Below are 11,390 nucleotides of genomic sequence, written 5' to 3' on the forward strand. Positions count from 1 at the left end.
GCCCTTATTTCGTCCATTTAGGTAGTATCGTTCCATTTATGAGCACCACACTGAGTTCCGACGCGTCCTGTATCAGTCAAAAACAGCCGGGCAAAAAAGCGCAGGTCGCCACGCGTATCACTTTTTTTGTAGCCGGTTTGGCGATGGCCTCCTGGGCGCCGTTAGTGCCTCTGGTTAAAAATCGTCTGGCAATCAGCGACGCCTCTTTGGGAATGTTGTTGCTTTCCCTCGGCATCGGTTCGCTGCTGGCGATGCCATTCACCGGATTGCTGACCGGCAAACTGGGATGCAGAACCGTTATATTGCTGGCTGGCGCCGCGCTTTGTCTGGTGCTGCCGCTGCTGACGCAGGCAGATACGCTGCCGCTGATGGCGATTACGCTGCTGTTTTTCGGCGCGGCCATCGGCATGATCGACGTATCCATGAATATTCAGGCGATCATTGTCGAACAGGCCGGCGGGCGGGCGATGATGTCCGGCTTTCACGGCTTTTTCAGCATTGGCGGGATCGCCGGCGCGGGCGGGGTCAGCATGTTGCTGTGGCTGGGCTTGTCTCCCCTGATGGCGATTCTGACGATTGTCGTGGTGTTCCTTATCTTGCTGTCTGTGGCGCAAAGCCATCTGCTGCGCGCCACCCGCCACGCCGAGGGCGGCCCGCTATTTGTGATCCCGCGGGGTTGGGTGATGTTTATCGGCCTGCTGTGCTTTATTATGTTTCTGACCGAGGGAGCGATACTCGACTGGAGCGCGTTGTTTTTAACCGTGGAGCGTAACCTGAGCAGCGCCCAGGGAGGCATCGGCTATGCCGCGTTTTCCGTGGCGATGACGTTGGGCAGACTGAAGGGCGATCGTATCGTCAATGCGCTGGGGCGTTACGCCGTCCTGATGGGAGGAAGCCTTTGCGCGGCATTGGGCCTGCTGTTGGCCATCAGCATCGACAATGCGGCGATAGCCGTCCTCGGTTTCGTCATGGTGGGGATTGGCGCATCAAACGTGGTTCCGATCCTTTTCAGCGCGGCGGGTAATCAAAAAATTATGCCGGCGAATCTGGCTATCGCCTCGATTACGACTGTCGGTTACGCTGGTATTCTAATCGGCCCGACGCTGCTGGGGTTTATCGCTCAGCTAAGCAGTCTGGCGGTGGCATTTGGCAGCGTCGCGCTGTTGTTATTGATCGTCAGCGCCAGCGCGCGCGCCGTTATCCGTTAATCAGGAGCGTTAATCAATGCCCGCAATAATAATGCGCTATTTTGCTTTGTTCATCGTGCTTTTGCTGCTGGTGACCGGCTTGTTTAGCTATAACTACCTCAGTAGCTGGCTGACCGAGAAAAAGCACGCATTGACGGACATCGCGCAAGGCGTCCAAAAGCGCATTGATACTTATCGTTTCTTTACCTATCAGATATATGGCGGCCTGAACAACGAGCCACCGCTCGCCGACGCCCCGATCAACTCCATCAATCTGATGCCGAATGTGTTTTACGTGGAGAAAAACGGCCAAAAAACCGATGCGTTGATATTCGGTCAGCATGATGAAAGCACCTTGGTTTCCGTACGCCGGATATCGCGCTATCTGGACATCCTGTGGGGCGCGGAAAGCGATGTTTATACCATGTATTATCTTAACGGCATCGATAACAGCCTGACGATGATTTCAACCCAGACCTTGAAAGACATCTCATCCCAGTTCCGGGGAAACTATATCACCGCGATCGCCGAAGCGCGCCGCACGGAAATGCTGCAACAGGCCAACGCATTGGATGAGCGCGAAAGCTTCTCTCCCATTCGCAAACTGCGATTTTACAACAATTACTATTTCACACTGCGAACCACTTTCAATCAGCCCGGCCATCTGGCGACCATCATTGCCTTCGACTTACCGATTAACGATTTGATCCCGGCCAATATGTCGCGCGAGAATTTTATGCTGCGGCAAGACATACCAAGCAGTTTTGACGCCAACAGCGGCAGCGAGGATATGACGACCGCTCAATTGAACGGTTCATTCCTGGAGATATCCTCTCTGCTGGTCAATGCGCCGGTAAAAATCGTTTTCCAGGTCCCGATAAAAGTGCTGGTCACCGATATGCTGCGCAACAATGTGTGGCTGCTGTTGCTGAATCTGGTCTTGCTGCTGCTGGCGTTTTCCGGACTGTATTCGTTTCGCAAAAAAAATGCGCACCCCGGCGAAGACCTGTCGCAACGTCTGAGAAAGCAGTTGAATATCTATAATGAAACCATCGGCAATATTCCGATGGGCATACTGATTTATGACTTCAGCAGCAACAAAGTCATCATGCAGAATGAACTGGCGGAGAACTTGTTGCCGCACCTCAGTCTGCAAAAAATCACCAATATGGCCGACGAACATCAGGGGGTCGTTCAGGTCACGGTGAATAATGAAATGTATGAAATACGCCAGTTACGTAGTCAATATTCGCCCGACTATTGTCTGTTTCTGCTGCGCGAACAGGACAGAGAAATTCTGGTTAATAAAAAGCTACAGTTGGCGCAGCGTGAATATGAGAAAAACGTTCAGGCCAGAAGGCATCTGTTCAAAAATCTATTGAACGAATTCAAACAACCGTTGCTTTCCCTACGGCAGAGTATCCTTTCCCTGCGCCGCACCGATGATATTGCGGAACAGCGGCAGATCGTCCGACAGCTTTTGACCGAGGCCGGCTGCGCCATCGAATTGCTGGAAAACATCGCCTTGCAGGAAAAACTGGAGACGCAGCAATGGCAGCCCGCCCATGCGCGTTTTTCTCCGCTGACCGTCGTGGATAATTTATTGCTGGAATTATTGCCGAAGATTAACCAAAAAGGGCTCGGCCTGTTTAACCATTACAAACTGGATATTAACCAAACCTATCTGGGCGATAGCGAACTGCTGAAGAAAACCCTGTCGTTGCTGCTGAATTACGCCATCACCAATACTGACTACGGCAAGATTACGGTTTCTGTCGATCGTGACGCCAATGAGCCGAAAAAACTGATCGTTCAGGTCAGCGATACCGGCGCCGGGATCTCGGGAAACGAGCAGGATAATCTTGACTACCCCTTTTTAAATCCGACGACGGCGGATCGCTTCAGTCAAAATTCAGGATTGACCCTATTCCTGTGCAATCAACTGTGCCATAAACTGGGCGGCGAGTTGCATATCAACAGTAAACCGGGGCTGGGCACACACTATATTTTGACGGTAACCGCGGAGCCGGAAGCCTTGCCGGTCGAGGAAGAGAAGCTGCTGGACGGCATTAATGTCTTACTGGATATCACCTCAGATGAGGTACGGCATATCGTTAGCCATATGCTTACCGGCTGGGGCGCCAATTATCTGCTGGTCGACGATCGTCAGGTCAATCAGCAGGCCGATCTGTGCGTCACCGACGATCCGGAAAGAAACGCGAATTATTCCATATTGCTCAGCGGCGATGATACCGAGTTGGTTTCTCTGGGATCGCATCGGCTGCGGGCGAATTATAATATCAGCCAGCTCTTGCTGGAAGCGCTGCTGAAATTGATTGAGCAACAGCTGGAAATACCGGTGGATACGGCGTCGGCGGAGGATAACCATGATACTGATGCCTACGCCCGTCAATTGGCGTCAAGTGATTATTATTCTCTGTTTGTCGAGACAGTACCGGATGATTTAAAGAGGCTGTATACTGAGACGCAACAGGGCGATTTTTCATCACTTGCGCAAACGGCACATCGGCTGAAAGGCGTGTTTGCCATGTTAAATCTGCATCCCGGCAAACAGCTGTGTGAGCAGCTTGAACAGCATATTACCGCGCGCGATAGTGTACGGATTGAAAATAACCTTCATGAAATTGGAGGATTCGTCAGTGCATTACTACAGCAAGGTAGCCAACCTATGAGTAACCAAAACGATGAGTAACCTAAACGTAATTATTGCCGACGACCATCCTATTGTCCTTTTCGGCATCAGAAAGTCGCTTGAACAAATTGAATGGGTCAATGTGGTGGGCGAATTTGAAGATTCGACGGCCTTGATCAATAACCTGCCAAAACTGGACGCCAACGTTTTAATTACCGATTTGTCCATGCCGGGAGATAAATACGGCGACGGCATAACGTTAATTAAATACATTAAACGCCATTTTCCCCATCTCTCTATTATTGTTCTGACCATGAACAATAACCCGGCTATTCTGAGCGCCGTGCTGGATTTGGATATTGAAGGCATCGTACTCAAACAAGGCGCGCCGACGGACTTACCCAAAGCCCTGGCGGCATTGCAGAAAGGGAAAAAATTCACGCCGGACAGCGTCTCCAAAGTGCTGGAAAAGATCAGCGCCAGCGGTTACGGCGACAAGCGTCTGTCGCCGAAAGAAAGCGAAGTATTGCGGTTATTCGCCGAAGGTTTTCTGGTAACCGAAATTGCCAAGAAACTGAACCGCAGTATTAAAACCATCAGCAGCCAGAAAAAATCAGCCATGACAAAATTAGGCGTGGATAACGATATTGCGCTGCTGAATTACCTTTCTTCGGTGAACGGCCATACGCCGCAAGCAGAAAAAGAGTAAGCAAAGCGCCGACCGGCACGGCAACAGGCAGCGGATAACGTTGCCTGAGTTTCGCATCCTTTCTATTTAATCCCCCGGCCCTCCCCTTCACAGAGGAGGGCGTAAGGCGATTTTTTTACTCAGGTTTCTTTCACCTGACGCACAACGTTGCTGTAATACGTCAGTGTCTGCTGCAAGGTATCCAGCGTTACCGGTTTTGATAAACAATTATCCATGCCCGACTGTAAACAGCGCTGTCTTTCTTCAGCCAGCGCATTCGCCGTGACGCCAATAACCGGGAACGTCCGCCCTGATTCACGTAAACGCTGGGTTAATCGGTAACCATCCATATTCGGCATATTGACGTCGGTCAGCACAAGATCGATGTTGTTTTTACTTAATACGCTCAACGCGTCTACGCCGTCGTTTGCCGTCATCGCCTTATACCCCAACGATCCAAGCTGATCGGCCAGCAAGCGCCGGTTAATCGGATGATCATCGACCACCAGAATCATGATGTCACCATTCTCGATACGGCCATAGCGGGTCAACGGCGTCGAAAGTGCGGAATGCGAGCTATCGTTTATATCCGCACGGTAAATTTTCTCCAGTAAATCTGGGAGATACTGTGGCGTAGAGGTACTGTGCAGCCAATGACCGGGGCTGATTTCCTGCGCCGAACCGGTATGCGAACCGCTAATTTCAATATGCGCCCGCGCCTCAAACGTCTGCGACAGCGCATAATCGCTGACGATCACATCATCAGCGGCGATCGTCTGGCGCTGATAGCGGCAAGCCTGTAGCCCGTGCGCCTGTAGAAAAGCCAGCAGGTAAGACTCCAGCCGCGCATTACGCACCATAAGCCAGCACTTTTTCCCCTGCAAACCGGCATTAATCGCCACCGGGACATAGCGCGCCTTATAGAGAGGAAGCCTTATGCCGAACTGACTGCCCAACCCCGGCTCCGACTCAATGGTGATATCGCCGTCCATCAGGTTGACCAGTTTCTCACAGATCGCCAGCCCCAGCCCGGTGCCCTGGAAATGACGCTGCACGCCGCTGCCGGCCTGAAAGAACGGATCAAACAGCTTCACGGTTTCACGGGACGGGATCCCGACCCCGGTATCGCGCACCTGAAATTCCAGATAACCGTCACGGCAGCCCACCTGGAAAATAATGCATCCCGTATCGGTGAATTTAATGGCGTTGCTCAACAGGTTGGACAACACCTGCTGCAAACGCACCGGATCGCCGGACAGGCTCACCGGCACATTCGGATCGATAAAGCAGTACAGCGAAAGACGTTTTTTCACCACCAGCGGTAAATAATTGCTGGTGATGTGGCTGATCACCTCATGAGGCGCGAACTCACAGGGTTCGATTTTCAACTGTTCAGATTCAATCTTGGAAAAATCGAGGATATCGCTGATGATTTTCAACAACAGCGAGGATGAATTATTCATCGCCGCGACCAGACGATTCGCATCCTTGGGCAGGGCTTTGGTTTGTAATAAGTCCAGATTACCGATAATGCCATACAGCGGTGTGCGCAATTCGTGACTCACCGTGGCCAGGAACATCGATTTGGACTGGCTCGCCTGTTCCGCGGCATTGGCCATTTCCTGCAACGACTCTTCCATTTTCACCCGGGCGCTGACATCCAGCAGCACGCAAATCGCCACGTTTTCATTACGATAGCGCGAATGCACGAAGCTGATTTGCAGATGATGGTTTCGGCTGGTCATCACATCGACGAACTTGGATTGCTGCTCGCAGATAATGCGGGTAATGCGCAGGCGATCTTCATGCGTCAGCAAGTTCAGGTAATTATGCGCCAGCTCATTACTGAGAATATTGGTGCCGTCGTTAATGCGCAGGATGCAAATCCCCACCGGGGCGGATGCCACAATTTTACGGTTAAACTGTTCGTTTTCTTCCAACTGGAACGCATTGACTTCGGCAGGCAACAGCATTTTCCGCTCAAAGATCCACGCCAGCGCAAACAGCAATAAAGCCGATAGCGCATTCAGCGCCGCCATATTAATTATCAACGTGCCGATATGAGACAGTAATACTTTTAACGGCAACGAATAAATGATGCTGAAAGACGTGGGCGACAGATTTTTTTTCAGGATAATTTCATCATAGCCATTCACGTAGCCAAAGTAATTATGCTCTATCGGATAATTGCTCACCGAAGAGGTGTAACGGCCCACGCCCTCGGCAAACTGCAAAACCGTCTGATTATATTGATTGATCAGTTTGACATTTATCGGGAATTTCCCCAAAGAGACGAAATCGTCCAGGCGGATCGTCTGCTCGATCCCCATGATCACTTCCAGCTTATTACCGATATAAATCGGCGTCAGCGCATACAGATAACCGACGTCCGGTATTGAGGCCGGGGTAATCCAGTAGACGGTTTCATCCCGGGCGACGGAAGGAATGGTGTTTTTCTGCTCCAGAAAACGATCCTGAACGTTTTTAAGCAGGTTATCGCGATCAAGCGACGGGTTGCGGATACCGAAATCCACCATACAGCGCCGATCGCCGCCGACAAAAAATACCCGGTTCAGATCGTACACCGCCGAAAAATTTTCTCGCCAGCCGGTAAAAAAATCACTTAACGACGCCAGGGGGCTATTATTTCCCCCACCATTAACCGCGCAACTCGCCCCGGGATATAAGGGATAAATCGATAACGTCGAGCTCTCATCCGCCGGCGGGTGTTGATTGCCGGCGGCGGCGTTCATCAGGCGGTTTGCCGCCAAATATTTAAGCTCGCGCACCACATCGGCCGCGTGACGAATATATCCCTGAGCTTGATCGAAGCTCAGGTTATATTCCTGGCGCAGTTCTGATTCTTTTTTATCCAGCGTCTTACTGATATAAAACACAGATATCAGCGCGCCAAGCACCCACAGCATAACGGCCACCACCCGAAACAAATAGCGGGAGACTTTCAATGTCGTATGGAACGAGGCGAGATATTTCAAGTGGATACCGTTGGATTAAGAAAAAGATTAACGAGCGCCATAAACCTGTCGATACACTACCGATCCTGCATAAAAAAAGCCAGCGCATCACACGCTGGCTCAGGGTTATTGCGGCTAAAACGACGGCTTATTCTTCGTCGTCTTCCGCGATGTCGTCATCGGCATCAATGTCGTCGACGGCATCGTCGTCTTCGGCAATTTCACCGTCAACGCTGACCACGCCATCCAACTCTTCATCTTCCACCGGTTCCGCCACACGTTGCAGACCAACGACTTTTTCATCTTCCGCCGTACGGATCAGCGTAACACCCTGGGTGTTGCGCCCGACAATACTGACTTCAGACACGCGGGTACGAACCAGCGTACCGGCATCGGTGATCATCATGATCTGATCGGCGGCGTCAACCTGCACTGCGCCAACCACTTTACCGTTACGCTCGCTGACCTTGATGGAGATAACGCCCTTCGTGGCGCGCGATTTGGTCGGGTACTCGCCCACAGCGGTACGTTTACCGAAACCATTCTGCGTCACGGTCAGGATATCCCCTTCGCCGCGCGGAATGATCAGGGAAACGACGCGATCTTCGCCTTGCAGATTGATACCGCGAACCCCGGTTGCCGTACGGCCCATGGAACGAACAGCGCTCTCACTGAAGCGAACCACTTTCCCGTCCGCCGAGAACAACATCGCTTCGTCGTTGCCGTCGGTCAGGTCGACGCCAATCAGCTCATCGCCATCGTGCAGGTTAACGGCAATAATCCCGGCGCTGCGCGGACGGCTGAATTCAGTCAGCGCGGTTTTCTTCACCGTACCGCTGGCGGTAGCCATAAAGACGTGGCGACCTTCTTCATATTCACGCACCGGCAGAATGGCGGTGATACGTTCATCCGGCTCAAGCGGCAGCAGGTTGACGATCGGGCGGCCGCGCGCGCCGCGGCTGGCTTCCGGCAACTGATAGACCTTCATCCAGTACAGACGACCGCGGCTGGAGAAGCACAGGATCGTATCGTGGGTGTTGGCCACCAGCAGACGATCGATGAAATCCTCTTCTTTAATCCGGGCGGCGGATTTACCGCGTCCGCCGCGACGCTGCGCTTCATAATCGCTCAGCGGCTGATACTTGACGTAACCCTGATGCGACAAGGTCACGACGACATCTTCCTGATTAATCAGATCTTCGATGTTGATGTCCGCGGTATTGACGGTGATTTCAGTACGGCGTTTATCGCTGTATTGATCCCGGATGGCTTCCAGCTCTTCGCGGATCACTTCCATCAGGCGTTCCGGGCTTGCCAGGATGTGCAGCAACTCGGCAATCTGCGCCAGCAGCTCTTTGTACTCATCCAGCAGTTTTTCATGCTCCAGGCCGGTCAGTTTCTGCAAACGCAGATCCAGAATCGCCTGGGCCTGTTGCTCGGTCAGATAATAACGACCCTCGCGGATACCGAACTCCGGCTCCAGCCAGTCAGGACGCGCGGCGTCATCGCCCGCCCGTTCCAACATCGCGGAAACCGTACCCAGCTCCCACGATTGGGCGATCAATCCGGCTTTTGCTTCCGCCGGGGATTGGGCGCGGCGGATCAATTCGATAATCGGATCGATATTCGCCAGCGCAATCGCCAGACCTTCCAAAATGTGCGCGCGATCGCGGGCTTTACGCAGTTCAAAAATCGTCCGCCGGGTAACCACCTCGCGGCGGTGGCGAATAAACGCGGAAATAATATCTTTCAGCGGCATGATCTTCGGCTGGCCCTGATGCAGCGCCACCATATTAATGCCGAAAGAGGTCTGAAGCTGCGTCTGAGAATACAGATTGTTCAGCACCACTTCGCCGACCGCGTCGCGTTTAATCTCAATGACGATACGCATACCGTCTTTGTCAGACTCGTCGCGCAGCGCGCTAATCCCTTCAATACGCTTGTCTTTCACCAGCTCGGCGATTTTTTCAATCAGGCGCGCTTTGTTCACCTGATAAGGAATTTCATGCACGATGATGGTTTCACGCCCGGTTTTAGCGTCCGCTTCCACTTCGGCGCGGGCACGGATATAAATCTTGCCGCGTCCGGTACGGTAGGCTTCTTCGATACCGCGCTTACCGTTAATGATGGCGGCCGTCGGGAAATCAGGCCCGGTAATGTGCTCCATCAAGCCTTCAAGGCTGATATTTTCGTCGTCGATATACGCCAGACAGCCGTTAACCACTTCCGTCAGGTTATGAGGCGGAATATTGGTCGCCATCCCGACCGCAATACCGGAAGAGCCGTTGACCAGCAGGTTAGGGATCCGGGTCGGCATGACGTCGGGAATTTGTTCCGTGCCGTCATAGTTCGGCACAAAATCAACGGTGTCTTTTTCCAGATCGGCCAACAGTTCATGGGCGATCTTCGACATGCGAACTTCGGTATAACGCATTGCCGCCGCGGAGTCGCCGTCAATGGAACCGAAGTTGCCCTGGCCGTCGACCAGCATATAACGCAGTGAAAATGGCTGCGCCATACGCACAATCGTATCGTAAACGGCCGTATCACCGTGCGGGTGATATTTACCGATCACATCCCCGACCACACGGGCGGATTTTTTGTAAGGCTTATTCCAGTCGTTCCCCAATACGCTCATCGCGTATAGTACGCGACGGTGTACCGGTTTTAGTCCATCACGAACATCTGGTAACGCACGCCCGACAATAACGGACATGGCATAGTCCAGATACGAGCTTTTCAGCTCTTCTTCAATGTTGACCGGTGTGATTTCTCTGGCAAGGTCGCTCATGGAGCCGCTATCCCTCTATTTATGCATCTACCCGAGTTCAAAAGGTGAAAAAGTATATCACAAACCGCCGTTTTGGGGAAAACTCCCCGGCAAGCGACAAAGGATATCCGCCCGGTCACGCCGTAGGAAAATCGATGATAACTACAACATTACCGGCGCTGGCGATATACTCGCAGCCAATGAAGATAACCAAAGGTCGTGATTGCATATGAATGCAGAACAGCAAACCCCGAATGTCGACCATCAGGAAATCGCCAAATTTGAAGCCATTGCTTCACGCTGGTGGGATCTGGAAGGCGAGTTCAAACCGTTGCACCGCATCAACCCGCTGCGTCTGGGCTACATTTCACAGCATGCCGAAGGGCTGTTTGGCAAAAAAGTGCTGGATGTAGGCTGCGGCGGCGGCATTCTGGCCGAAAGCATGGCGCGCGAAGGCGCGGAGGTCACGGGGTTGGACATGGGCGCGGAGCCGTTGCAGGTGGCCCGTCTGCATGCGCTGGAAAGCGGCATGGCGGTAAATTACATTCAGGAAACCGTGGAAGCGCATGCCGAGGCGCACCGCGGCGAATACGACGTCGTGACCTGCATGGAAATGCTGGAACACGTTCCCGATCCGCAGTCGGTGGTTCAGGCCTGCGCCAGTCTGGTCAAACCGGGCGGTCACGTGTTCTTCTCCACCATTAACCGCAACGCCAAAGCCTGGCTGATGGTGGTGGTCGGCGCCGAATACATCCTGAATATGCTGCCGCACGGCACGCACGATATTAAAAAGTTCATCCGCCCCGCCGAACTGATCGGCTGGATCGACGCCACGCCGCTGCGCGAAAAACATATCACCGGCTTAAGCTATAACCCGCTGACCGACCACTTCAAGCTCTGCCCGAATGTGGAGGTCAATTATATGCTGCACACCCGGCACGAAGCGTAAAACGCGTTATACCCGTGCAAGCGCTGAGGTAAGCGGCATGGACGCCGCGAAAGCCAGCGCCGCGCCGGACAGGAACGCTTCCCCAAATTTCTGGGGACTCTCAACTCGCAGACGGGCATCCCCTGCCCCCTACAAAGACACAACATGAATCAGACGATTCCGAGCTTC

Annotated in this window: 6 protein-coding genes; 4 read left to right on the top strand and 2 right to left on the bottom strand. The window is 52.8% G+C overall.

The genetic code is table 11. The features are described from left to right. The first annotated feature begins 38 nt into the window (after positions 1-38). From JG725_RS07715 to rcsB, 3 genes are read left to right on the top strand one after another with little or no spacing between them, the layout of a single operon-like run. Entirely contained in the window at positions 39-1,208 is a 1,170-nt protein-coding gene (locus tag JG725_RS07715) for an MFS transporter (protein WP_172289763.1), read from the top strand. A gap of 16 nt (positions 1,209-1,224) precedes the next feature. Further along, positions 1,225-3,900: a phosphotransferase RcsD gene (gene rcsD, locus JG725_RS07720; RefSeq protein ID WP_172289762.1), complete on the top strand. Its 2,676-nt coding sequence runs from the start codon at positions 1,225-1,227 to the stop codon at positions 3,898-3,900. Beyond that, positions 3,893-4,549, top strand: a complete 657-nt coding sequence (gene rcsB / locus JG725_RS07725; RefSeq protein ID WP_172289761.1) for a response regulator transcription factor RcsB — start codon at positions 3,893-3,895, stop codon at positions 4,547-4,549. The genes rcsD and rcsB overlap by 8 nt, the downstream gene beginning before the upstream one ends. Positions 4,550-4,668: 119 nt before the next feature. Here the strand turns inward: rcsB and rcsC are convergent, their stop codons facing one another. Both rcsC and gyrA read right to left on the bottom strand, forming a co-directional pair. Continuing rightward, positions 4,669-7,524: a two-component system sensor histidine kinase RcsC gene (gene rcsC / locus JG725_RS07730; RefSeq protein ID WP_199377482.1), complete on the bottom strand. Its 2,856-nt coding sequence runs from the start codon at positions 7,522-7,524 to the stop codon at positions 4,669-4,671. A 127-nt stretch (positions 7,525-7,651) separates the two neighbouring features. Beyond that, entirely contained in the window at positions 7,652-10,294 is a 2,643-nt protein-coding gene (gene gyrA, locus JG725_RS07735) for a DNA topoisomerase (ATP-hydrolyzing) subunit A (protein WP_199377484.1), read from the bottom strand. A gap of 208 nt (positions 10,295-10,502) precedes the next feature. Here gyrA and ubiG point away from each other — a divergent pair, with 208 nt between their 5' ends. After that, entirely contained in the window at positions 10,503-11,222 is a 720-nt protein-coding gene (gene ubiG / locus JG725_RS07740; RefSeq protein WP_199377486.1) for a bifunctional 2-polyprenyl-6-hydroxyphenol methylase/3-demethylubiquinol 3-O-methyltransferase UbiG, read from the top strand. The last annotated feature ends 168 nt before the right edge of the window (positions 11,223-11,390 follow it).

Source organism: Brenneria sp. L3-3C-1 (genome assembly GCF_016456245.1).
In the GTDB taxonomy this organism is placed as follows: Bacteria; Pseudomonadota; Gammaproteobacteria; order Enterobacterales; family Enterobacteriaceae; genus Brenneria.